The organism is Chitinibacter tainanensis DSM 15459 (assembly GCF_000429785.1).
GTDB classification, from domain to species: domain Bacteria; phylum Pseudomonadota; class Gammaproteobacteria; order Burkholderiales; family Chitinibacteraceae; genus Chitinibacter; species Chitinibacter tainanensis.
Genome location: NZ_AUCN01000001.1, coordinates 1 through 23,183, shown reverse-complemented (window position 1 = coordinate 23,183; position 23,183 = coordinate 1). Strand labels below are relative to the sequence as shown.

General features: G+C 58.6%; 20 protein-coding genes. 14 read left to right on the top strand and 6 right to left on the bottom strand.

All coding sequences use genetic code 11. The annotated features are described in order from the left end of the window. Positions 1-34: 34 nt before the first annotated feature. The 3 genes from G482_RS0100110 to G482_RS20880 form a co-directional block, all read right to left on the bottom strand. Positions 35-403, bottom strand: a complete 369-nt coding sequence (locus G482_RS0100110; RefSeq protein ID WP_034618490.1) for a hypothetical protein — start codon at positions 401-403, stop codon at positions 35-37. A gap of 90 nt (positions 404-493) precedes the next feature. Beyond that, positions 494-2,530: a S8 family serine peptidase gene (locus tag G482_RS20770; protein ID WP_051258608.1), complete on the bottom strand. Its 2,037-nt coding sequence runs from the start codon at positions 2,528-2,530 to the stop codon at positions 494-496. 303 nt (positions 2,531-2,833) lie between these two features. Further along, positions 2,834-5,242, bottom strand: a complete 2,409-nt coding sequence (locus tag G482_RS20880; protein ID WP_051258607.1) for a methyl-accepting chemotaxis protein — start codon at positions 5,240-5,242, stop codon at positions 2,834-2,836. A gap of 231 nt (positions 5,243-5,473) precedes the next feature. Here G482_RS20880 and eco point away from each other — a divergent pair, with 231 nt between their 5' ends. The 3 genes from eco to G482_RS16680 all read left to right on the top strand — a co-directional run bounded on the left by eco (position 5,474) and on the right by G482_RS16680 (position 8,104). Further along, complete coding sequence (gene eco, locus G482_RS0100095) at positions 5,474-5,947, top strand: serine protease inhibitor ecotin (protein WP_028448303.1); 474 nt, start codon at positions 5,474-5,476, stop codon at positions 5,945-5,947. Positions 5,948-6,147: 200 nt separating this feature from the next. After that, positions 6,148-6,507: a DUF2750 domain-containing protein gene (locus G482_RS0100090; protein WP_028448302.1), complete on the top strand. Its 360-nt coding sequence runs from the start codon at positions 6,148-6,150 to the stop codon at positions 6,505-6,507. Positions 6,508-6,610: 103 nt separating this feature from the next. Next, positions 6,611-8,104 carry a sensor domain-containing diguanylate cyclase gene (locus tag G482_RS16680; protein WP_051258618.1) on the top strand — a complete coding sequence of 498 codons (1,494 nt, stop codon included), beginning with the start codon at positions 6,611-6,613 and terminating at the stop codon, positions 8,102-8,104. On the opposite strand, the gene G482_RS0100080 is transcribed toward G482_RS16680, so the two are convergent. Further along, complete coding sequence (locus tag G482_RS0100080; protein ID WP_028448301.1) at positions 8,105-9,043, bottom strand: helix-turn-helix transcriptional regulator; 939 nt, start codon at positions 9,041-9,043, stop codon at positions 8,105-8,107. 132 nt (positions 9,044-9,175) lie between these two features. On the opposite strand from G482_RS0100080, the gene G482_RS20205 reads away from it, so the two are divergent. Further along, positions 9,176-10,756: a carbohydrate-binding protein gene (locus G482_RS20205; protein WP_051258605.1), complete on the top strand. Its 1,581-nt coding sequence runs from the start codon at positions 9,176-9,178 to the stop codon at positions 10,754-10,756. Positions 10,757-10,919: 163 nt separating this feature from the next. After that, positions 10,920-11,702 carry a substrate-binding periplasmic protein gene (locus tag G482_RS16665; RefSeq protein WP_034618489.1) on the top strand — a complete coding sequence of 261 codons (783 nt, stop codon included), beginning with the start codon at positions 10,920-10,922 and terminating at the stop codon, positions 11,700-11,702. A gap of 64 nt (positions 11,703-11,766) precedes the next feature. Here G482_RS16665 and G482_RS0100060 read toward each other — a convergent pair whose 3' ends face one another. Next, positions 11,767-13,227: an alanine/glycine:cation symporter family protein gene (locus G482_RS0100060; RefSeq protein WP_028448300.1), complete on the bottom strand. Its 1,461-nt coding sequence runs from the start codon at positions 13,225-13,227 to the stop codon at positions 11,767-11,769. 120 nt (positions 13,228-13,347) lie between these two features. Beyond that, a complete protein-coding gene (gene pdxR, locus G482_RS0100055) occupies positions 13,348-14,796 on the bottom strand; it encodes a MocR-like pyridoxine biosynthesis transcription factor PdxR (RefSeq protein WP_028448299.1) in 1,449 nt (482 codons plus the stop codon). A gap of 107 nt (positions 14,797-14,903) precedes the next feature. On the opposite strand from pdxR, the gene G482_RS16660 reads away from it, so the two are divergent. The 9 genes from G482_RS16660 to G482_RS0100010 all read left to right on the top strand — a co-directional run bounded on the left by G482_RS16660 (position 14,904) and on the right by G482_RS0100010 (position 22,937). Next, positions 14,904-15,449 (top strand): GNAT family N-acetyltransferase, encoded by a 546-nt coding sequence (locus G482_RS16660; protein WP_051258604.1) that lies wholly within the window; start codon positions 14,904-14,906, stop codon positions 15,447-15,449. Continuing rightward, the gene (locus G482_RS0100045; RefSeq protein ID WP_028448298.1) at positions 15,446-15,883 is read left to right on the top strand and encodes a rhodanese-like domain-containing protein; all 438 of its coding nucleotides are present in this window, start codon (positions 15,446-15,448) and stop codon (positions 15,881-15,883) included. The genes G482_RS16660 and G482_RS0100045 overlap by 4 nt, the downstream gene beginning before the upstream one ends. Then, positions 15,858-16,625: a GNAT family N-acetyltransferase gene (locus G482_RS0100040; protein WP_051258603.1), complete on the top strand. Its 768-nt coding sequence runs from the start codon at positions 15,858-15,860 to the stop codon at positions 16,623-16,625. Before G482_RS0100045 ends, G482_RS0100040 begins: the two co-directional genes overlap by 26 nt. A gap of 154 nt (positions 16,626-16,779) precedes the next feature. After that, complete coding sequence (locus G482_RS0100035) at positions 16,780-17,844, top strand: ATP-binding protein (protein WP_034618488.1); 1,065 nt, start codon at positions 16,780-16,782, stop codon at positions 17,842-17,844. Positions 17,845-17,885: 41 nt separating this feature from the next. After that, positions 17,886-18,275: a response regulator transcription factor gene (locus G482_RS0100030; RefSeq protein ID WP_028448295.1), complete on the top strand. Its 390-nt coding sequence runs from the start codon at positions 17,886-17,888 to the stop codon at positions 18,273-18,275. A gap of 35 nt (positions 18,276-18,310) precedes the next feature. Then, the gene (locus G482_RS16655; RefSeq protein ID WP_084414394.1) at positions 18,311-20,047 is read left to right on the top strand and encodes a PAS domain-containing sensor histidine kinase; all 1,737 of its coding nucleotides are present in this window, start codon (positions 18,311-18,313) and stop codon (positions 20,045-20,047) included. Positions 20,048-20,065: 18 nt separating this feature from the next. Then, positions 20,066-20,830 carry an HD-GYP domain-containing protein gene (locus G482_RS0100020; RefSeq protein ID WP_028448294.1) on the top strand — a complete coding sequence of 255 codons (765 nt, stop codon included), beginning with the start codon at positions 20,066-20,068 and terminating at the stop codon, positions 20,828-20,830. A 21-nt stretch (positions 20,831-20,851) separates the two neighbouring features. Next, positions 20,852-21,391 carry a heme NO-binding domain-containing protein gene (locus tag G482_RS0100015; protein ID WP_028448293.1) on the top strand — a complete coding sequence of 180 codons (540 nt, stop codon included), beginning with the start codon at positions 20,852-20,854 and terminating at the stop codon, positions 21,389-21,391. A gap of 34 nt (positions 21,392-21,425) precedes the next feature. Beyond that, entirely contained in the window at positions 21,426-22,937 is a 1,512-nt protein-coding gene (locus G482_RS0100010; RefSeq protein WP_028448292.1) for an ATP-binding protein, read from the top strand. Positions 22,938-23,183 lie beyond the last annotated feature (246 nt).

Below are 23,183 nucleotides of genomic sequence, written 5' to 3'. Positions count from 1 at the left end.
GCCAGTGTTGGCGGTTTTGGGGTTGTTGATCTAATTACGGGGCTGGCTGGGTTTGCAGCAGCTGATCGGCTTCTGCACTCTGCACGGCCGGGTCGGCGCCAATACGAGCCAATTGGGCCTTGAGTGCGTCTTGGCTCAGCGGCTGCGGCAGTTGCACCACCCAAAAACCACCACCCAGCTCGCGCTCGAACTGCCAGCTCAGCTGCAGGCGCTGCGCCAAGGCCGCCAGTGCGGCTTGCGCCGCGCTGGCATCGCTGGGCGTCGAGCGTAACTGAATAATCAGCTTCGGCCCGTTGGCGGCCACTTGTTGGCTGCTGGGGCTGGCCGCCTGCGTGCTGCAGCCACCCAGTGCACTGGCTATACCCAATGATACCCCGCAGAGTATTAGGCTAAAACGCTTCATATATGCTCCTTTGCCGAGTATACCCCCGGTGATCGCCGCAAATTTGGTTAGTCAGCCCCAGTCAGCGCAGAGGCTGACTGGGGGCGCGACTTAACGCTTGCTGCTGGCTGCAGTCTGAGCCGCCCATGGGCCCCATTGTGAAGCCCCTGGCTGCTCGCCGGTGGTCCACCATTTGGCTGTGTAGGTTTTGCCATTAAAGCTCACACACTGGCCGGCAGTGTACACGCTGCTGCTAACCCAAGCCGGGCAGGCTGGGGCGGCGGTCGGCGCGGTACTGGGTGCAGCGCTCGGCTGTGGCGTTGTCACCGGGGCTGGCGTTGGGGTGATGACCGGCGCAGTGCTCGGTTTGGGCGTGACCACGGGCGCAGGTGTGCTGCTACCGCTGCAGGCGCCGCCATCTTGCCACAGGGTTGGCGTGGCTTTCGGCGTCCAGTTGGCGCCCACATAGGCCACATGCGTATTCAGCGCCCGATAGTTGCGGCCATCAAAGGTCACCCAATCACCCACTTGATAGGTTTTACCTTCCGCCCAAGCGCTGTAGCAGCCGGCGCTTGGTGGGGTAGTCGGTTTTGGTGTTGGGGTTACGATTGGCGCGGGGGTCGGGGTAATCACTGGCGCTGGCGTCGGCGTGATGACCGGTGCCGGGGTTGGTGTGATCACTGGCGTGGGCGTTGGATTTGGCTCGGTGTTGTCACCCGCCGATTGCTTGGCCAGGCGGATCGCCGCTTCCGCATTCAAAATCCCCGCGCCGCAGTTGCTGGTGGTGCAGCCACCGCTACTTGGGAATGCCGTCGCCGACTGGCGCAGCAAGCTCACCACGTCGTTGTATTTCAGCTTGGGATTTGCCCCCAGCATCAGCGCAACCGCCGCCGCAACGTGCGGCGTGGCCATCGAAGTGCCATTCATGCCGGTGTAGCCGGCGCCATTGGCCGACAGATCAACGCGGCTGGCGCTCTTGTTTACCGTGGAGGTGATGCGGATGCTGCCATTCCCGCCCGGGGCAGCCAGTGTTACTTTGCTACCAAAGTTGGAATAGCTGGCTTTTTCGCCCGACTGGCCGGTGGCGGCCACGGTGATGACATTGGCGCAGTTGGCGGGGGTTGCTTGCGAGGCATCGCGGCTTTCATTGCCGGCCGCCACCACGATAATCGCCCCGGCATTCACCGCGTCATTAATCGCCGACTGATAGTAGCTTGGACAAGAGCTGGAGCTACCACCCAGACTCATATTGATCACTTTGGCCGGATTCGGGTTAGGGATGCTAGGGTGCACGCCGGCGGCCCAGCGGATGGCATCGGCAATATCAATCGCCGAGCCGCCGCCTTTACCCAGCGCGCGAACTGGCAGAATGCGCGCGTTGTAGGCGCCACCGATCACGCCCACATTGTTGTAGCCCAGCGCGGCAATGGTGCCGGCCACGTGTGAGCCGTGGAAAGAGCTATTGCTGGTGCGCTGGCAAATCTGATTGCTGACATCGCTGCTGGTGCACCAGTCGCCCTGATCCAGTGCGCCGGCAAATGGTTTGATGGTGCGGCTGCCGCTGGTCCAGTCGCAGGTGCCGGCGCGATAGCAGTCGGTCACGAAGGTATAGCCGTCCGACACATAATTGCCCGCCAACGGGCTTAAAGTGCCCAAATCAGGGTGCGGCACCGCGCCGGTATCAATCACGCCCACCACGACATTCTGGCCGCTACCAAATTCCCAGGCGCCGAGAAAGTTCGCGCCATAGCTGCGACCCGGTACTGGGGCGAGGAAATCCCACATCGAGCTCCACAGGCTGTCATTGGGCTGCACCACGCCTTGTGGATACATGCGGATATCCGCCTCAACAGCGGCAAACTCGCCACTGGCCTGCAGTTTTTGCAGATAGGCTTTCAGCTCGGCATCGCTCAGGCCCTTAGGCAGCTGAATCACATGCGATTCGCCGTCGGCCATGGTAAAGGCATGCCGGCCTTTGCCCTGCGTGGCTTGATTTAGCGTATCGCTGACATCGCTGGCGCTCAGGCTGCGCATCATCGGCGAGGGTTTGAGTTTGACCACAATCCGGTCAACAGTGTCGGCCTGGGCCGTGAGGCCGAGCGAGGCCAGCGCGCACGCGACCAGCGCGTGGCAAGTTTTGATTTGCATGAGGGATCTCCATCCTATTTGGTTAAGTCTTGCCCGACCGTTTTGCGCCGGTTTTGTGTTTTCGTTCGGCAAGACACAAGGAGGATAGGGGATATGCGGATGGGATAAGACCTGCGGAAATCCCTAATGCGGGGCGATTTGCTGCATGAATCACAAAGCAGCCTAGTTCACACGGGGGTATGTGCGCAAAGCCATTGCAGATCAAAGCTTTGCAGCTTATACGCGGCAGGGTAAAGCCCACGCCACCCAAGTGGGCGGCGTGGGTAATTGCAACATGTGTGTCACAACCGGCGGTTGCCGCGTTTAGGCGGGCAGGGCCGCCAGTGGGGCGGGATTTTTGCTCAGCAGGGTGTCGGCTTTGAGCTTGAAAGTACCGACCGCTTCAGCCAAAACATGCGCCTGCTCGGCCAGCGATTCGGCCGCGGCCGCGGCTTCTTCGACCAGCGCGGCATTTTGCTGGGTGACTTCATCCATCTGGGTGACGGCCTGATTCACCTGCGCAATGCCGGCGCTTTGCTCGCTGGAGGCGGCGGCAATTTCGCCAATCAGCGTGCTCACCCGGTCAATACTGGCCTCCACCTGCCCCATGGTGTGGCCGGCTTGCTGCACTTGCTGGCTGCCATGCTCGACCTGATGCACCGAATTGCTGATCAGCTCTTTGATCTCTTTGGCCGCGACAGCGGAGCGTTGAGCCAGATTGCGCACTTCCGAGGCCACCACGGCAAAACCACGGCCTTGCTCGCCGGCGCGGGCGGCTTCAACTGCGGCATTTAGCGCCAAGATATTGGTCTGGAAGGCAATGCCATCAATCACCCCAATGATGTCGACAATTTTGCGCGATGCATCTTGAATCGCCTGCATGGTGTCCACCACCTGGCGCACACTCTGGCCGCCTTCTTTGGCGATGCGCACCGATTCGCGGGCAAGGTTATTGGCTTCTTTGGCGTGATCGGCATTTTGCCGCACCGTGCCGGTCAGCTCTTCGGTGCTGGCGGCGGTTTCTTCCAGATTGGCGGCTTGGGTTTCGGTGCGGCGTGATAGATCGGTATTGCCCTGCACGATTTCCCCAACCGCCCGCTGAATGGTTAGGCCCGAGAGCTGAATTTCACCCACCAACTGCTGCAGATTACTCACCGTGGTGTTCACCGCGGTGCTGGTTTCACCAAATAGGCCCGGATAGCTGTGGGTAATCATCTGGGTGAGATCGCCTTTGGCCAGGGCGCTGGACACGCGCATTACATCGCGCAGGCCATTGTCGGTGACGCTGGAGAGCTGATTGAGCTGCTCGGCTAGCTCGAGCGAGAAGCCCTGTTTATTGGCCAGCTCCAGCCGCTGGCTGAAATCACCCTGATTGGCGGCGGCGCTGACTAGCTCGTTCACTTCGCCGATCAGGCTACGCAGGGTAGTGACGGTACCGTTCACCCCTTGCTGTGCCCGCCCAAACAGGCCCGGATAATCCTGCGTAATGGTTTGACTCAGATCGCCGCGCCCCAGCGCTTCGCTCACCCGCAGGATGTCGTTAAAGCCGACGTCGCAGGTGATGATCAGCTGATTGAGGTTTTCCAGCATGCTGCGGAACATGTATTGATATTGCTCGGCATTGCAGCGCTGGCTGAAATCGCCCTTGGCGCCGGCTTCGGCCAGCCGCTGAATATCGCCGCTAATCGCCAGCAAGGCGCGTTTCACTTCGGTAATGGCTGCGGTGATCTGGGCTTTTTCACCGGGCAAGGCCGGCATATCACGGCTGAAATTGCCCTGCGAGTATTCGCCAATTACGGCAATGGTTTGCTGGATGACCTGAATATGCTCGCTCACCAGCGTGTTCACTTCCTGCGCCATGGTGCCAAAAGTGCCCGGGTATTGGGCGGCATCCATCCGCGCACTCATGGTACCGGCGGCATGCTGGGCAGCCATATGTTGCTGGGCTTTGACAAAGCTTTGAATGGATTGCTGCATTTGCTGCATGGCCAGCATCAGCTGTCCGGTTTCATCGCGGCTGTGCACCACAATTTGATGATCCAGCTCGCCTTTGGCAATGCCTTGCGCCACCGCGACAGCACGCGAGAGCGGGGTGGAAATCGCGCGGATTAATAAATAACCCGACAGCATCGCCAGCCCAATGCCCACAGCCAGTAAAATCAAGGACAGCAGCCGCACCTGCTCATAGGTTTGCTGGGCGCCCAGATATTCGGCCTTGGCCACATCCAGTTGCAGCACAATCAGCTCATTGATCTTGCCGCCAATCGGGTCGATGGTTTGATACAGTGGCCCATCAAAATCCCCCAGCTCACCGGCCAGCGGGCCCACATGCTGCTGCAAAAATTGCTCCAAGCGATCAATATCGGCATTGGCTTTATCAAATAGCCCAATGGCCTCGGTAGAGAGCTTTTTCTCATCACTGGTCAGCGTGGTGCTTTGATAGCTTTTCCACTCTTCGCTGATTTGCTGCTGCGCTTCAGCCAGGGCTTTGAGCGCAGTGGGGGCATCGAGCAGGCCGGCATTGGCCTTATTGGCGGTGTCGATCACGTTGACCGCATACAAATCAGCAATGTGTTTAAGCTGTTTCAGCGGCACCACGCGGTCTTCATACACGGTTTTTAGCGATTGATTAAGTTGGCCCAGGTGGTAAATGCCGAGCCCGCCAATGGCCAGCAGCAGCACGGCCAGAAAGGTAATGGTGTAGATCAGACGGGATTTAATCGTGAGCTGCATGTCACACCTGTGCAAAGTTGATTTAGACCTGACTTGCAATATGCAATCATCGTAATCTTGGTGTAGATCAAGTTTGCCAGAATAGGAAAAATTTTTATTCAGATGGCATGGCTGGCGCTGGGCGGCTTGGTAATTGTGCCGCGCTGCGCTGTGCAATCTTGCATCGTGCCAACGGCTAGCGCGCATTTATGCTTAAGGCATGCTTTATTCACCCCGAACAAGGAGCAGGATATGAAACTCACCGCACAATCAGTATTGGCTGGCGTATTGGCCGCAGGCTTAATCACCCCGGCATTGGCCGCGAGCGATTTGCAGCCGTTTCCACCGGCCAAAGAAGGCTATGTGCGTAAAGTGATCCGCCTGCCGGAAATGCAAAACCCCGAGCTCTATCGGGTGCAATTGATCCCCGGCCAAGTCATCGCGGCCGATTGCAATACCCGCAGCCTGCGCGCCAAGATCAAAGAGCAGACCGTACAGGGCTGGGGGTATAACTATTGGACTGTCGGCCCGGTGAGCGCAGGCCCCACGACACTGATGGCCTGCCCAGAAGGCAGCAAAACCGAGCGCTTTGTGCCGGTGTATAACGAGCAGCTGATTCGCTACAACGCCAAACTGCCGCTGGTGGTGTATGTGCCCGAAGGCGTTGAGCTGCAATACCGGATTTGGGCGGCGCCAGAAAAAGCACAAGTAGCCGGCCAGGAATAAGCCCCGCAGCGCGCGATTGAAAAGGCGGCCTTGGCCGCCTTTTTCTATGGGTATTGCCATGTATCCAATTAAAAATAATTGCTACATGACTATACGGGCAGGGGGTAATCTGAGGTTGCGCGAGCACGATAGCCCACTGGTTTGCAAAGCCGGCCAAACCCTGTAGGCTGCGCCGTTTTGATCGCTTCAGAGTGCGCGCCATGAGCCAAACTGCCCCGGATAATCAGGCCTTTTTTACCACTGTGGCCCAGCAACAGCAGCTGTGGAGTATTAAAGACGAGGTGGGTTTTCCCGCCCCGATGACCACAGCCGGCTATCGCAGCATGCCCTTTTGGGCCAGTGCCGAGCGCGCAGAAGAGGAAATTGCCGCGGTAGCGGCCTTTGCGGGCTTTGCCCCGGTGGCCGTGGATTGGGCGCAATTTTGCGCGCAGTGGGTGCCAGCGCTGACGCAAGACGGCGTATTGGCCGGCGTGAATTGGTCGGCCAGCCAGCCGGTGGGCGAGGATATCCCGGCGAGCGAATTAGAGGCCCGCGTGAACGCGGCGGCGCAGGCGCAATAAGCGCTTGTGGTTTTTCCGTGCCGCGCCCTTGGGTGCGGCTTGGGGCTCGCCACGCTCAGCGTGGATAATGCGCCATTATCCAAGCTGAATGGAAAAGTCAGGCGTGAATCTGTTTCGGGAACGCGGGCGCTTGCTCGCACTGGTGACGCTGGTGCTGGTGGCAGGCTTTGTCACCACCTCACTCGCTAGCTACTGGGTATCACGGCAGGAAATTCACCGCAGCATCGTGAATAACGCGCTGCCGCTGACGGGCGACACGATTTATTCGGAAATCCAGAAAGACATGCTGCGCCCGGTGTTTATCTCGGCGCAAATGGCGCATGACACCTTTTTGCGCGACTGGATTATCGCCGGCGAACAAGACACCAGCCGTATCGAGCGCTATTTGGCCGAAGTGCGCCTGCGCAATCAAACCGTCACCAGCTTTCTGATTTCCGAGCACAGCCGGCATTACTATCACCACCAAGGTCTACTCAAAACCGTGGCGGAAACTGATCCGCGTGATGCGTGGTTTTTCCGCGCGCGCCAGCTCAAGGCCGATTACGAAATCAATGTCGATACCGATTACGCCAATCGCAACAAACTCACCATTTTTATTAATTATCGGGTGAATGATTACGCCGGGCGCTTTATCGGCATTACCGGCGTGGGCATTACCCTCGATAGCATGGCCAAGCTGCTTAAATCGTATGAGCTGCGTTTTGGCCGGCAGATCTATTTTCTGAACCAGCAGGGCGAAGTGGTGCTCACCGGGCGCGCTGATCAGCATCGCGGCTCGATTCGCCAGCAAGCTGGCTTAAGCGACATCGCCGAGCAGATATTGTCGCGCAATACCGAGCCCACGCAGCTGGTGTACCGGCAAGGCAGTGAAGAGATCCAGCTCAATAGCCGCTTTATCCCCGAGCTGGGCTGGTATCTGGTGGTGGAGCAAAACGAAACTCGGCTCTTGCGCCCCGCGCAGCGAATGCTGCTGATCAATTTGCTGATTTCGGCGCTGGTAACCGGCGTGGTGATTGCGGCGGCCTTGTATAGCATTAACCGCACCCAGCGCTTGCTGGAAAAACTGGCCAGCACCGATGCACTGACCCGGGTGAATAATCGCCAAGCCTTTGAGGTATTGCTGAAACAAAAAGGGCTGGAACTCGCACGTCAGCCGCGCCCCTTGTGCGGGGTGTTACTGGATGTGGATCACTTTAAGCTGCTGAATGACCAGCATGGCCATCAGGTGGGCGATACCGCGCTGCGGGCACTGGGGCAGTTGCTGCGCGAGCAGGGCCGCGCGGGGGATGTGGTGGCCCGCTGGGGCGGCGAAGAATTTATCGTGCTGCTGGATGATTGCGATCTGGCGCAGGCCGCGCAATGGGCCGAGCGCCTACGCGAGCGCGTGGCCGCCGCGCCGCTGGGCTTGCCGGCCGAGCAAAGCCTCACCATCAGCCTTGGTGTATGCCGCTGGGAGCGCCGCGAAACCCGCGCGGCCTTCTTTAGCCGGCTGGATCAGGCGCTGTATCGCGCCAAGGCGCAAGGCCGCAACCGGGTGGTGGTGGATGAATCCGCCGCACCTGATACGGTGGCAGGGGTATTGCCAGAGAATGATTGATTAAATTGCTGTCGCAGTCGATACCCCGTCGGGTATCCATTGCTGGCGCAATGGGCGTAAGAGCTCGCCGGGCGAGCCGCCAAAATGCGCGCGATAGCGGCGCGAAAAACTCGCCACTTCTTCATAGCCGATCAGCAGCGCCACTTCGCTCACGGTGTAACGCCCGGTGCTAAGTAATTCCTGTGCCCGCAGCATGCGTTGTTCGATGATCAATTGCTGTGGGGTGGCGCCGAGATTTTTCTGGCACAGGCGCTGAAAATGCGCCGCTGATACGCCGTATTGCGCCGCCAGCTGATCCACCCGCCAGGCGCGTGCCGGCTCAAAGCGAATCGGCCGGAACAGCTCGCGCAGCCGCTCGGCCAGTGCATCGCCGCTCACTGCGTTGGCCAGCATGCGCTGCAATAAGGTCAGCACCAGTTCCAGCGCGGTGGCACTGGCTTGCCCTTCGGCCAGCCGCGCTTCATGGCAGAGCGTATACATGGCGTAAAACAGGCTATGCGCCTGCTGAATACTGACAATCCGCACTGTGTCACCGCGCAGGCGATCCCAGCAGGGCGCATCGTTGAGCAAAAACCAGGCCGTGCGCCAATGCTCGCTCACCCGGCGAAAGCCGCTATGACCATAGGCTGGCAAAATCGCCAGCTGATTGGGCCCCAGTGGCAGGGTTTGCTCGCCGGCAATGATTTCGCCCTGGCCTTCCACCCCCACGATCAGCACATGAAAGGGCGCGCCTTTGCGCTCGACATGCACCAGCCCGCGCGCTTCCGACAGGCCCATAAACAAAATCTCATGCTGAGCCAGCAAAGACAGATGCGGGTGATGGTAATTGCGGGCGCCCACGCTCATTTGCTGGGCTTCGGGGCCAATTTCAAATAATTCTTGGTAAATCATCGACATGACAGGTGTCATCCGGACAAAGCGCAGATCAGATTCGGCCATGTTCAGGCACTGGCCAATCGCTTAAGCTGGCGCTGCGCTCCACCTTGTAAGCCTGTTGATTAAGCGGCAGAACGTCGCGGCTGGCAATGGCGCTGTGGGCGCGCACACAAAAAACAACAATTGGAGTGAGACATGCATTATCAAACAATCAGCGCCGCCGCGCTGCTAAGCCTCGCGGTCGTGGCGCAGGCGGCCAGTCCGCAATGGCAGGAAGGCCAAAGCTACCCGGCCGGCACGGTAGTGAGCGACGGTGGGCAAGACTATCAGTCGCTGTTAACCCACACCGCCTATGTGGGTGCCGGCTGGCGGCCCGCCAATACCCCTACGCTCTGGCGCTTGCTTAGCACCACCACCCTAAGCCCAAGTACTGCGCCAAGCAGTGCTCCCACGCTCGCGCCGACTAGCTTGCCAACCACCAGCCCCGTACCCACGCCGAATCTGACGCTGCCACCACCGCCCACTCCTACGCCGGTGGTGACGCCAATGTTGCCGCCGCATGGTCAGTGCGCTGCGGCCTGGCAAAGCGGGGTGTATACGGCTGGTCAGCTGGTGAGCTATCAGGGGCATAATTTTGTGGCCAAATGGTGGGTTAATACCGCGCCAAGCTATGAAACCTGGGGCGCCTGGAAAGACATGGGCACCTGTTTGAATAACAGCACCCCCGCGCCCACGCCGGTGATCACGGCCAGCCCAACCTCGACGCCGACGGCGACCCCCAGCGCGAAACCCAGCATCGCCCCGACCGCAGTGCCGACGCCGAGCGCTAGCCCAAGGCCAACCCCGAGCGTTGTTCCGACTGCGGCGCCGACAGCAAGCCCTGCGCCAACGGCGACGCCAGCGCCAGCGCCTACCCCCACGATTCCAAGCCAAGGCTTGCTGTTTGATGATTTCAGCTACAGCAGCGTCAGCCAGTTGGGCGGCAATGGCTGGCAAGTGCGCAGCTGGGGTGGTGGCCCCGGCTTTAGTAATGGCAGCTGGAGCCCAGACAATCTCAGCTTTGTCCCCGATCCAGCCAATCAGGGTAATGTGCTACTGCGGATGAAAGCGCGCACCAATGCCAGTGGTGACACGGTGAATGGCAATACGCTGACCAGCGGCACGGTGTCGCAAGCCGAGCTCAGCACACAGGAGGCGATTTACCTCAATGGCACCTGGGCGGCGCGGATGTATCTGGGCGATGAGCCGGTGAGCGGGCCCGATGGGGATATGGTGGTGAATGCTTTCTTTGGCATTACCCAGTATCTGGAAGGTGCCGAGCCCTATAGCGAGATCGATTTTGAATACCTGCCCAATGGCGGCTGGGGCAAAGCGGGCCCCACCATGTGGAGCGGCACTTACGAAATCGCCGCCTACGATGCGCTGAATCACCCCACGGCCAGTCGGTCGGGCAGCCTGCGCGGCTGGCATACGCTGCTGATGAATGTGAGCGATGGCTATATCCGCTTTTACGTGGATGGCGAGCTGATGCAGGATTACAGCGGGATCGCCCAGCCCGATCACCCGATGTATCTGGCGCTGCAAATCTGGCTCAGCAACGCCAGCATGCCCGATGGCAGCCCCGGCCTGTTGCGCAGCACGGCGTGGCGTGAGTACCAGCAGGATGTGGATTGGGTGTTCTATCTGCGCGATCAGCAGCTGGATCAAAGCGGCGTTGAAGCCCTGGTACAGCAGCTGCGGCGCAATGGGCAGAGCTTCCTGAAAAACATACGCTAGGGATGTATGGCCTGCTAGGCATTATTTAATATGACCTTGCGGGCTATACCTTGCTAGCTTAAAGCCGTCAGGCCGTTCGTAAGCTTGGCCCGCAGTCGTGGCGGGCCTTTACTACACTGGGGCATTAGGTGCAGAAATAGGGGCACCGCTCCGTGGAGGCTGCATGCTGCGACCTTGGCTCTGCTGGCTACTGTGTCTCTGGCTACTCACCGCGCAGGCTCGCGAGCGGGTGGTGCTGTTTGGTGATGAGGCGTATCCACCGTATTCCTATGTAGAAAACGGCGAATTTAAAGGCATTTACGTCGATTTTCTCAAGCAGGTGAGCACCCGGCTGAGCAATTTCGAGCTGGAGCTGCGGCCGGTACCCTGGAAGCGCGGGCTAGAGATGATTCGCCGTGGCGAGCAAATGGGCTTGTTTCCACCGTATCAATTTAGCGAGCGCGGCTATATGGTGCCGTATTCGGTGCCGCTCTGGCAGGAAAGCCTGCTGATTGCCTGCCATCCCGATGTGATGCAAAAGCCGCGCACCCGTTTCCCGGAAGATTTTCTTGGTCTGCATATTGGCGTGAATCGCGGCTTTTTGCTGGCGCGTACACTGCAAACAGCCGCGCGCAACGGCAAGATTCGCCTCGACGAAGCCGATAGCAACGAAGCCAATCTACTCAAATTGGCGGCGCGGCGCATCGATTGCTATGCCAATGATGCGCTGTCGATGCGCTATACCCTGCATCGCCTGCAAACCAGCCCGGCTACGGCGGCAGTCACCCAGCATTTGCAGCTGGTTGAAACCGTGCAGCTGGGCGACCCGACCGCACATGTGGGGTTTAGCGCTTATTTCACGCCGGTGTATAAAGCGCGCTTTATGGATGAACTGAATGCCGGTATTAATCAGCTGGTGAAAGAAGGCCTGATGCGTCAGCTGGTGGAGAGCTATCAGGCGCGCTAGCATGGATCCGCCAAAAAAAACCGCGCCGAGGCGCGGTTTTTTACCTGATGCGAGCGCTGCACGCTTATTTGCGCACATCGGGCTCGCTGGCGTTGCTGCGGCTGGTCCAGTAATCAGCATTGCTAATGCCCAGCGCCTGCGGATCAAACTCGGGCTCCAGGCCTTTGGCCTGCTGCGCTTCGTAATCATCCAGGGCTTTCAGTGCTGGTTTTTGCAATAACAAAATCGCAATGATATTCAGCCAGGCCATTAGCCCCACGCCAATATCGCCCAGCCCCCAGGCCAGATCCGAGGTACGCACGGCGCCATACACGGTGGTGGCCAGCAGCGCGAATTTCAGCAGGAACAGCGCCACATCGCTGCCCGCCCGGCCGCGCAGCAGGTAGGCTACATTGGTTTCGGCCACGTAGTAGTAGGCAATGATGGTGGTGAAGGCGAAAAACAGCAGTGCTACACCGACAAACATCGCGCCAAAGCCCGGGAAAATGCTCTCGACTGCCGATTGGGTGTAGCTGGTACCCGCTTCCACCCCCGGCAAGCCGCTAAACAAGAAGCCACCGGCTGGATTCACCACATTGAATTTACCGGTGATCAAAATCATAAACGCGGTGGCCGAGCAGACAAACAGCGTATCGACATACACGGCAAAGGCCTGCACGATGCCCTGCTTAGCCGGGTGGCTGACATCGGCTGCGGCCGCCGCATGCGGGCCCGAGCCTTGGCCGGCTTCATTGGAATACACGCCGCGTTTCACGCCCCACATGATGGCCATGCCGATCATCGCACCAAAGCCAGCATCAAAGCTCAATGCCGAGCTCACAATCAGGCGCAGCACTTCGGGCAGCAGGCTGAGGTTCAGCGCAATAATCACGCAGGCCATCAGGATGTAGCCCAGCGCCATAAAGGGCACGATGATTTCGGCAAAGCGGGCGATGCGTTTCACGCCGCCAAACACAATCAGCCCTAGCGCAATCACAACGCCCAGCGCGGTGGTTTCGGCCGGAATACCAAAGCCATTGGCCAAACCGCTGGCGATACCGTTGGCCTGCATGCCCGGCAGCAATACGCCGCAACCCAGAATGGTGGCCAGCGCAAAGGCAATCGCATACCAGCGCATACCCAAGCCGCGCTCAATGTAATAGGCCGGGCCGCCGCGCAGCTGGCCATTCACGCGCTCTTTGTAAATCTGCCCCAGCGTACATTCCACATACGAGGTGCTAGCGCCCAAAAACGCCATCATCCACATCCAGAACACCGCGCCTGGGCCGCCAAAGGCAATCGCGGTGGCCACACCGGCGATATTGCCGATGCCCACCCGGCCAGACAGCGTCATGGTCAGCGCCTGAAACGAAGACACGCCTTCATCGCTGGCTTTGCCATCGAACATCAGGCGAATCATCTCGCGCACATGCCGCACCTGCATAAAGCGGGTGCGAATCGAAAAATACACGCCCACGCCCAGGCACAGATAAATCAGCGCCGGGCTCCAGACAAAGCCATTGATGGTGTTCACCCAATCCTGCATAGCCACTCCAGTCGAATTAAATATTATTAATAATATGCGGCTGGATTGTCGCAGGCTGCCAGCATGACACCATCAGGAAAAACCTGTCAGTAATTACCCTTAGCCCCGCTGTTAGCGCCATTAAGCGCTATGGCGCAAGATACACCCTAGGGTATCGATCTGGCGGCGAATCTCTTCGTTGCTTAGCGCCGCATACCCCATGAGCCAACCTTCCCGATCGGGCGGGCCGGCATAAAATTGCGCCAGTGGGCGCAACGGCAGCCCCTGGGCCCGGCCGAGCGCCGTCCAGCCCGCTTCGCAGCCGGGCGGGGTATACACCGCACATTGCAGCCCGGCGCTGTGGTGGCGCACTGACAACGCCGGGCAATGCTCGGCCAGACTGGCGAGCAAAATATCGCGCCGACGCTGATATAGCAGCCGCATTTGCCGCAAATGGCTGGCGAAATGCCCACCGGCCATAAAATCGGCCGTCACCGCCTGCAAGAGCTGATTGCTATGCCCGTCAAACGCAGTGCGGGCGTTGCTAAAGGCCTCGACCAGATTGGCCGGCACCACCATATACGCCAGCCGCAAGGAGCCAAACAGCACCTTGCTAAACGTGCCCACATAAATCACCCGCCCATCGGGGTCGAGGCTTTGCAGCGCCGGCAGGCTATGGGTGTCGTATTGAAATTCGCCATCGTAATCGTCTTCGATAATCCACGCCCCGGCGGCGCGAGCGCGCGCCAGCAATGCCATGCGCCGGGGCAAGCTCATGGCCATACCTAGGGGGTATTGGTGTGAAGGTGTTGTGTAGATGAGCTTTGGCTTGGGGTACTCCCCATTGGTATTGAGGCCTTCATCATCCACCGGCACTGGGCACAGCTGCGCGCCGGCGGCGAGCAGGGCATTGCGCGCGCCCAGATAGCCGGGCTCTTCGAGCCAGGCCAGCTCGCCCGCATCCAGCAATAACTGCCCCGCCAGCAGCAAGGCCTGCTGCGAGCTGGAGAGCACCAGCACCTGTTCGGGCTGGCAATTCACCCCGCGCGCCAGCGCCAGATAGCTGGCAATGGCCGTGCGCAAAGCCGGCAAGCCTTGCGGGTCGCCATAGCGCATCAGCGCGGGGCCATCCTGCCGCCAGCGTTGCTGCAGCATTTTGCCCCACAGCGCGTGGGGGAAAGCCTGGCTATCCGGCTGACCGCTAAACAATTGGCGGCTTTCTGCACCGACCCCCAGCGTGGCCTCGCGGCAGGCGCCCGTATCGGCAATCGCTTGCCCGCGTTGCGAAAGGCGCGCGGCGGCCGGCGGGCTGGGTGAGCGCCGGAGCGGCAAGCTGGCCGGCAGGCTCACAAAACTACCCGCACCCACCCGCCGCTGCAGATAGCCCTCGGCTTCAAGCTGTGCATAGGCTTGCTCGATGGTGCTGCGGGCGTGGCCCAATTCACTGGCCAGCTGGCGCGTGGCCGGTAAGCGGCTGCCCGCCGGCCAATGCCCAGCCAGGATTGCGGCCCGCAAAGCGCGGCTGATTTGCTCATGCCGCGGCAAGCGCGCCGCCGTTTCATCGCTAAGCCAGGCTTGAAGGCTGAACATTGGTCTGCTCCTGTGCGCAAAATTGGTCGGTTCCAGTAGGCCATTATGCGCGTAAAGTGGTCTGCAGTAAGTACCGCCGTGGGGTGGTTTGCATGGGGGAGTTCAGTATGTTGAATTGGCAAGCCGGCACACTGGCCGATGCGGCCGAGATTGCCCAGCTGCATGCGGCGAGCTGGCAGCGCACCTACGCCGGTCAGCTGGCGGCGGATTTTCTGGCTGGGCCTGTGCTTGCCGAGCGGGCCGCCGTCTGGCAGCAACGCTTAGCGGCGCCCAGCCCGGGGCAGCAAGTGTGGCTGGTGCGCGCCGGGGCAACGCTGGTGGGCTTTTATTGCCTGTATCCGGCCCATCACCCGCAGTGGGGGCATTGTCTGGATAACCTGCATGTGGCCGCGGGCTGGCAAGGGCAGGGCGTGGGGCGCCAGCTGCTGCAACATGCGGCAGCGCAAGTTGCCCTGCTGGGGTATGGCCCACAAGGTCTTTATTTGTATTGCAATCAGGCCAATACCCCGGCACTTGCGTTTTATTTGCGTCTGGGGGCGAGCCAGCAGGAAGCCGCCAGCTGGGCCGCGCCGGATGGCCAGACCATTGCCACCTGGCGGGTGAGCTGGCCGGCCGGTGCTTTAGATAATTTCACGAAAGGAGCAAGAACATGAGTGTGGTATTGAGTAGTGGTCTGGCCACCCCGGGTGCTGCCGCCGAATTTTTTGCAGCGCAATTGCAGTTTCGCACTGATCCGGCTGATCTTGCCGCCGATTTGCTGGCCAAGGCGCCGGAGATTGTGGTGCTGGACACCCGCTCGGCCGAGATTTATCAGGCTGGGCATATCCCCGGGGCGATCTCCTTTCCGCATCGCACGATGACGGCGACGAGTACGGCGCAGCTGGATCGCAGCAAAGTGTATGTGTGCTATTGCGACGGCATCGGCTGCAATGGCTCGACTTGGGGCGCCTATAAAATGGCCAAGCTGGGCTTTCAGGTGAAAGAGCTGATTGGCGGCATTCATTGGTGGCAACAGGATGGCTATGCCGTTGCCACAGGGACTGAGCCGGGGGTATTGCTTGATGAGGGTATCCGCTGTGAGTGTTGAGCTAAATACTACTGGGGTGTATCTCAATGAATTTGGCCAGCCCTTGGGCCCATTGGTGCCCAACTGGCAAGGGGCGCAGTTTCCGCCGCGGCAAGTACTGGCCGGCTGGGGCTGCCGGCTAGAGCCGCTGGATGCGGCGCGACATGCCGCCGATTTGTGGCAGGCATTCAGCGCCGATAGCGGCGCTATGTGGACTTACTTCAGCGCCGGCCCCTATGCCACGCTGGCCGAATTCACGGCAGAGCTCACACGCCGCGCGCAAGCGCGTGACCCACAGTATTACGCGATTGTCGCTGCGGCCAGCGGGCAGGCGCTGGGCTTGGCCAGCTATTTGCGCATCGACCCGCAAGCGGGGTCGATCGAGGTGGGCTGGCTGCATTTTTCGCCGGCCCTGCAGCGTACGCGGCTGGCCACCGCTGCCATGGTGTTGCTGATGCAGCAGGCCTTTGCGCTGGGCTATCGGCGCTATGAATGGAAATGCAATGCGCTTAATCAGCCCTCCCGTCGCGCTGCCGAGCGGCTGGGCTTTCAGTATGAGGGCACCTTTCGGCAGGCCACGGTGAACAAAGGCCGCAGCCGCGATACCGCGTGGTTTTCGATTATTGATTGTGAATGGCCGGCCCGTTGGCGCGCGTATCAGCGCTGGTTGGCTGACGATAACTTTACGACCGATGGTCGGCAAAAAATGCGCTTGGCCGAGCTGGTGGCGATAGAAAGCCATTGCGCAATGGCAGCCGATTAGCTAGCAATCAGAATGACCGCCGCCGGCGTAGTGCCGCTTTGGCGGCAGTCAAACCGCTTGTCAGCTAAACCTTACGTGTTGGCCGGATGGCTTTGTTTATAAGTAAATGCTGATATAGATTCAAACCAAGGCCCCAGCACGCGGGAGGTGAATCATGAATACCGGAATGAGCTTGCTATTTAATAGCTTGAGCGATGGTGTGCTGATTTTATCTCCGGAAGGCAAAGCCCGCTTTGCCAACCCAGCCGCCAAGCGCATGCTGGGTTTGCTGATGGGGCAAATTTTGCAGCAGGATGCCGTCGGCAAGCAGCTCACCGGCGTGCGCGCCGGCTATATCGAATTGCCCAGCCAGTTTCAGCTGGAAGTGCCGGGGCAGGAAAGCCTGGCCGCTACCTTGCTGCGCAGCCCGGTGGGGGATGATTTGGTGCTGCTATTGCGCGATGTGGCGGCCCAGCATTTTTATCAGTCCACCGTCGATAATCTCCTTACTTTGGTGTACGACGGCTGCATCACGCCCACCAAAGCCTTGCTCGACACGCTGGCGCAAGCCAGCGCTAGCCCCGATGCCGCCCTGCATCAGCAAGCACTGGATTTATTTACCGAAGTACGGCAATGCCTGAAACAGATTACGGGCCTGGCGCAACTGCATGCCGGTGAGCCATTGGGGGCGATCGAGCGGGTGATGCTGCCCGATCTGGTCAAAACGGCGCTGGAGCAAACTCGCCAGCAAGCCGCTGGGCGCAAAGTTAATTTTGCTTTAAGCGGGCTGGATCACACCGAATTGCCACCAGTGTATGGCAGCCAAACTTGGTTGCAAGAAACCGTGACCTCGGTGCTGGAAGACATGTTGGCACGCAGTGTTGAAGGCGGCGAAATTCTGATCAAAGCGCGGCAATACGGCGAATTCGCCACGCTGGTGTTTTCGAGTAGCGGCCGTCCAGTGCCGGCACATATGCGTGACCGCGTATTTATGCCTTTTCATGGCACCCAAGCCGGCTCGGCGGCGCGCCCCGCTGGTTTGGGGCTGGGCTTGGCGCTGGCGAAGGCGGTGGTGCAACGCTATGGCGGGCATGTGCGGCTGGATGAAGAAAGCGGCGGCATCACCCTAGAGCTGCCGACTGGTGCGCCACGCAAAGAAGCCGAGGTGAATGCCGCGCAGATCGAGCGTTACGCCCATGACATTAGTCAGCTGATGGCGCGGCGGATGAAAACCCCGTAGCTATAGTGAAATAGCCGATTAACCAAGTGCAGAGGTGCATGATGAAAACCTCAATTCTGGTAGTGGAAGATCAAAGCGATATTCGCAAGCTGATTAATATGACCATGCAGTTTGGGAATTACGAAGTGCATGAAGCGGATCATGGCTTGCTCGGGGTCAAAATGGCGCAGGCTGTGCGGCCATCGTTGATCTTGATGGATGTGATGATGCCCGGTGAGATCGACGGCTTGCAGGCTTGTGCCCGGATTAAATCCGACCCGGAATTACGCCATATCCCCATCATTATGCTAACTGCGCGGGGGCAGCAATCTGATTTCGAGGCTGGCCGCCAAGCTGGCGCAGATGGCTACCTGACCAAGCCGTTTAGCCCCTTAGAGTTGATCGATACCATCGAGAAACTATTGCAAGAGCGCGCCGCCGCGGGCGCTTGATTGAGTTGCCGGTTGCGCCGGCCAAGGAGTCCACTATGACTCGATCCATGTCGGTAGGCGGCAGTACACCGCTTGCGCATACTGCACTCGCCACGCCAGAAGCCTTAACGGTGCTGGCGCGGCAAATGCAGGCTTGGCTAGCCGCAAAAAATACCGAGGCGCCATTACCCACCCTGCCCAGCAATCTGGATGAACCCGGCACTTTAGTGGCGCAAACCATGCTGGACTTGGCGCAGCACTTACGCTCGAGTGAAACCGATCTGCTGTTGCAGCAAGCTTGGTGCGACGAGGAAATGGCTGATCTGGATCACGTGCTTTCCGGTGTGTTGGGCGAGAAAGAGTATTTGCTCTATTCGGCCAATGCGGCGATGGATGAGTTTATTTTTCTCAGCCCCTTAGCGCGGCAGTGGCTGGGGCTGGATCAGCCCGATATGCTGCACAGCCCGCAGGGCTGGCTCAAATTAGTGCACCCCGAAGATTACCCAGCAGTTAAAGCGGCATTTGATGGGGCTGCTAGCGGCCAAGGGGCTGAGCTGGAATACCGCGTGGTGTTGCCCGATGGCCAGGTGCGCTGGCATTGCAATCATTTCCACCCGGTGCGGGAACCGGGTGATGGTGGCGTGCGGGTGAATGGCATTATTTCGGATGTGACCGAGGTGAAACGCCGCGAAAAAATGATGATGGATTTTGCATTCCGGCAGGAAGTGATTTTCACCCTCACGCCCGATTGTTTTGCCACCTTTGATCTCTCCGGCAACCTGACCTATGCCAATCCGCCATTTGAAAAACTGGTCAATATCACGATTGGGGATCTCACCGGGGTCGGGTTGCCCGAGGCCGAATCCATGCTCAATGTGCTGCTAACCGATAAATCCCCGCGCTTTGAGTTATGCCGTTGGGTACAAAAGTTGCAGCAAAAGCCGGACGACTTTGGTTTTGAATTTGATTTTGCCCCCATGCTCTTGAACAACCTGCCGGTGCTCGAACTGCAAGGTAAACCTAATCGCTATCTGGAAATTACGCTGTTTAATGCCGGTAGTGAAACAACTGCCACCGTACTGCAGTTGCGCGATATTACCCAGCAGCATCAGGTGGAGATGATCAAAAGCGAGTTTCTTTCTACCGCCGCGCATGAGCTGCGTACACCCATGGCATCGATCATGGGCTTTGCCGAGTTGCTGCGCTTGCGTGATTTTCCGCCAGAAACTGTGCGCGATATCCTGGATACGATTTTGCGGCAATCCCGCCGGATGACTGGGCTATTGAACGAGCTATTGGATCTGGCTCGCATCGAAGCACGTGGCGGCAAAGATATTCATCTGCAGCCGCTTGATCTGGCTGAAGTGCTGCAAGACAGTGTCAAAGCTATTAATCAAAATGATTACAGCGCCAAAATTCTACCGGCCGAGCTACCCAAGGCCATGGTCAATGCCGATGTCGCCAAGCTTCAGCAGGCGCTGTTGAATGTCCTGTCTAATGCGCTGAAGTATTCCCCGCAAGGCGGCGAAATTACCCTCAGTTTTGATTTCAGCCGTGCAGGTTGGGTGGCACTACATGTGGCGGATCAGGGTATTGGCATGACCGAAGAGCAATTGGCGCGCGTGTTTGAACGGTTTTACCGAGCCGATGATTCCGGGTCTATCCCCGGTACTGGGCTAGGGATGTCGCTGGTGAAAGAGATCATCGAGCTGCATTCCGGCGAAATCAAACTCCATAGCACGTGGGGGCAGGGGACAACCGTCTCATTGTGGCTCCCCTTGTTGCCTATCTAGCCCAGCGAGGAGGTAAGCATGGATTACCAATTTGATTGGCAGATTGAAGAAGAAATCGAAGTCACTGAGGCCTTGCCCGATCCGATATCACGTTGGTCGAGTGCTCCGCCGCCGAGTGACCGCGAAAGCATGGCTTATGCCCAGCTGTATAAAGTGATGTCCGATATGCAGGTGGCGCTGCGCCAGCGCGAAGAAATGATGCAGCAGATGCATGCCGGGCAGATCGATGTGTTACTGCGCTGGGCCACGCTGGCCGAAGAGTTGCAGCCGTTTGAGCAACGTCGTGGCTATCGTATTGGTGTGCTGGCCGGATTGCTCGCGCACTTTGCCGGGCTTGATCGCAAATCCTGTGAGCAGTTGTGTCGTGCGGCCATGCTGGCGGCGATTTTGCGCACGGGCGATGGGGCCGTGCAACAGGCCGTGCCCTTTTTGCTGGCCGCCAGCTCGGTGCCCGAAGTGCAAATGAGTGAGCTGATTGTTTTGCAAATGGCGCTCTTAGCGCAAGGTATTCAGCATACGGCCGAGGGTGAGCCGGTGCACGAAGCAGCGCAGATGACCGCGCTGGTGCTGCAGCTGGATGATTTGCTCACTCAGGGCCAAGGCCCCGCCCAATTACAACCGGTGGCGGCGGTCTTTAGCGGGCATAGCCCACGCCTGGTGCAGTATGTGGCTGAACATCTCACACAGTTGATTCATGCGCGTGAGCTGTGCTTGGCCTCGCAATGCCCTGAACGTTGTATTCCCGATCCTGCGCACCTCTGGTTGCAGCTGGTTGGGCTCTAAACAAATTTGGAGGAGCACATCATGTATGGATTGGTGAACCGCGCAGTCGAGCAGTTGGTGGAACAACATTTGGGCCCGACCGGCTGGGCACGCGTCTGCAAGCAGGCCGGTATTGCTGATGATGGCTTTGTGGCGATCAGTGCCTACCCCGATCAAATGACTTACAAGCTGGTCGGTGCCGTATCGCAAGAAATGGGCATGAGCCCCGAGCAGGTGCTGGAAGCATTTGGCGAATATTGGATTATGTATACCGCCGAAGAGGGCTATGCCGATTTGCTGCAAACAGCGGGGACTAGTCTGCGCGAATTTCTGGGCAATCTAGACCAGATGCACAGCCGCATCGAAACTGTCTTTGCCCAAATGGTTGCGCCGGTATTTTCAGTCGAAGATGAAGGGCCGGGCCGCTATGTATTGCTTTATCAGTCGCAGCGGGAAGGGTTAGCACCGATGGTGGTGGGCTTGGTCAAAGGGCTGGCTAAGCGATTTGACCAGCCTATCGCGATTGAGCAATTACCAAGCCGGGCAGGGTTTGCTGGAGTTTTTCGGATTCAGGAAGCTTGAAGCTGAGCCAAACGCGGGTTACGCGGAGACGGGCATGATTCACCTTACTGAAGCTGAATTGGCGCAAGCTTTCCCTTTTTATCTGGCGCTTAATCCAGAGGGTCAGATATACAAGGCTGGGGTATCGCTCTGCAAGGCTTTTCCGAGCTTGGCTGCGGGGCAATACTTTGAAGATTGCTTTGCGATCGTGCGCCCCAAAGTGGCAACTGTGCAGGAATTAGCCGCTCAGCATGATGTTGCCTTGGTTGTGCAAGCGCGTCAGCAGGGAGCGTTACGCTTACGTGGCAACATTCTGGTCCGGGCAGAAGGCTTATTACTCTTACTTTCGCCAGTACTCACCTCAAGCGAGGAAATGCAGGCGGCGGGCCTGGGGATGGGGGATTTTGCTTTCCACGATGCCAGTGGCGATATGCTGCTGATGCACCGAACCAACCAAATGTCCTTGGCCGATGCCAATCGACTCGCCAGTCGTTTGCGTAATAAATCCAAGCAGCTCGATACCGTGATGCGCTTAAGCCCAGATGGTTTGGCCTACTTTGGCGCCGATGGGGTGCTGAATTATGCTAACCCAAGCTTTCAGCGCTTGCTGGGGCTTTCGACCGAGCAGCTTGATCATTTGCAACGGCGTGATTTTGAAGTCTGGTTACAAACCGCTCAGGTGCCAGCTTGTCCCTCGCTGGCGCAAATGCTCGATACCCATTTGCCGCTGCACCTGTCTTTTAATGTGCCTTATCGCCGGGTGATCGAGTTGCAAGGCGCCACGGCCGATGAAGAGGGTGGGGTGGTGCTGTATTTGCGGGATATCACTGCCGAGGTTGAAGCCAATCGGCTAAAAACCGAATTCCTAACCATGGCCGCGCATGAATTGCGCACGCCGCTCGCGAGTATTCGGGGGTTTTCCGAGTTATTGGTAAGTCGCCCCGTGCCCGCAGCTATGCAGCAAGATATGTTGGCCACCATCAATCGGCAGTCGGTCAATATGACCGAATTGATCGAAGATTTGCTCAGCCTGAGTAAGCTGGATGAGCTGACCCGCGACAAGCTTAAACTCGCTAACCATGATTTGCGGGAGCTACTCGAAATGGCGGTTAGCTCTAGCTTTGCTGGGGCTGATGATTTTCTGGTGACGCGTGACTATCAGGTTGAGCAATGTTTGGTCCAGGTAGATCGGCATGTCATGCTGAAACTGTTTTCTAGCCTATTTAGTAATGTCATCAAATTTAGCCCCGAACACAAGCAAGTTGATCTACAGCTGCGGCCGCAAATGCGGGGTGACGCCGCCGGAGTATTACTGAGTATTCGTGACCACGGCATCGGCATGAAGCCGGAGCAGCTCGAGCATGCCTTCGAGCGTTTCTATCGCGCCGATCATTCTGGTCATCAACCGGGTACAGGGCTGGGGCTGGCCATGAGTAAAGATATTGTCCGGCTGCATGCGGGTGACATTGCCCTAGATAGTCGCCCCGCCGCAGGGGTGACGGTGAGTATCTGGCTGCCACAAAGTAGTTCGGCGGTGAGCGCTTGCCCCACCGAACACTGCTACTAAAGTTCACTTCTAGAGCAACCACAGCCCGCGTCAGCGGGCTGTGGTGTTTCTAGGCTGGGTTTCGGCTGCTTTTGCGCTGGTGCTGCGATGTTGCTGGGCGTGGGGTTTGATAGCTCTTCTTGGTTTGGCGCGATTTTCTTTGATGTTTGGTTCTTTGCAAATCAATCGCTTATCGACTTGTGGGCGCTTTTTCGTTGGATTGGTGTTGACGTGTTTTCGATGGGTGGGTATAGTTCGGCCTCTCTG